At 58.7% G+C, this 1002-nt stretch carries 2 protein-coding genes; one reads left to right on the top strand and one right to left on the bottom strand.

Annotated features, from left to right (window positions below; genetic code table 11):
- The first annotated feature begins 188 nt into the window (after positions 1 to 188).
- Positions 189 to 503 carry a hypothetical protein gene (locus tag ACWEOZ_RS44435; protein ID WP_451916690.1) on the top strand — a complete coding sequence of 105 codons (315 nt, stop codon included), beginning with the start codon at positions 189 to 191 and terminating at the stop codon, positions 501 to 503.
- On the opposite strand, the gene ACWEOZ_RS44430 is transcribed toward ACWEOZ_RS44435, so the two are convergent.
- A partial coding sequence (locus ACWEOZ_RS44430) for a DUF551 domain-containing protein (RefSeq protein WP_451916689.1) occupies positions 465 to 1002 on the bottom strand: 538 nt, incomplete at its 5' end. The two genes, ACWEOZ_RS44435 and ACWEOZ_RS44430, sit on opposite strands and share 39 nt — an antisense overlap.

Raw genomic sequence — 1002 nt, 5'->3', positions numbered from 1 at the left:
AACTGCACGGCACACCCGACCGACGACGGCAAGTTCGCCGCGCAGGGCGAAGTGACGAAGGCGGGATTCAGCCGCGAGGCAGCGTTTCGGAAACTCGGCGAGTTCGACACAGAGGCCGAAGCGGTCGCCAATGCAAAGCAGTTTTCCGAAGAGTGATTGATGCGGTACGCATGAGCAGAATGCCCAATGTGACTAAGGCGGAGTTCCGTACTCTGGTATTCGAATTCGCGCGGGCGAAGCAGTTGCGCGTCGACGAAATAAAGGACGGCAAGGCGCGGATCTGGTTTAACGAGAACAGCCAGAAATTCCTCCACGCCGATCACGTTGATGCCTTGTACGATCGACTGCGCCATGCCCATCTCTCTCCGCGCGACATCAACATTGCGATCGAGAATGTCGCGCCGGGACGCCCCTGTACGCACCGAGGCATGCGCGAGATCTACGTGCAGATTCATCGCTCATCGTTAGTTGAGGTCTTCCGCGCGGGTCGGTTTGCCGGGTAGCGGCATCCAGTGCGTTACGCGGTGCACCAGTGCTCTGTATCGATAGAACGAAGGTGTTCGGCTGATGCGACGGCCAAAGAACGCCGTGCGCTCGCCGCTTTCCGTCGCCGGCCAGATCAACGCCTCGACGCCTAACGATCCGGCCTTCCGACTACATTCCGGAAGCTGTTCATTCACGCTGATCCAGTTCGGTGCGGTACCGTCAGCGATATCGTATTGCCAGTTGCCACCGTCATGTGTAGCGAGAAAGTCCTCGGCGACCAACTCTGCATGCACGCCGTCGTAGTCTTCGGGCCGTTTGACGCGGATGCTGATTTGATCGGGAAGCTTCACGATTCGTCTCCAGTTTGGGCGGTCTTTGCTGGGCCGTTGGGCCTCCGCTTCCAATGCGTGTATTCGGAACCCGACACTGACGAAACGTGCCTCGATAATCGGGGGGAAGCCGGGATCGTTGTTCCACGCAACTACGTCTTCATTCGGTGCGATCCCGACATCGCAT

The organism is Actinoplanes sp. NPDC004185 (assembly GCF_053603475.1).
This window is presented reverse-complemented; position numbering and strand designations above follow the sequence as displayed.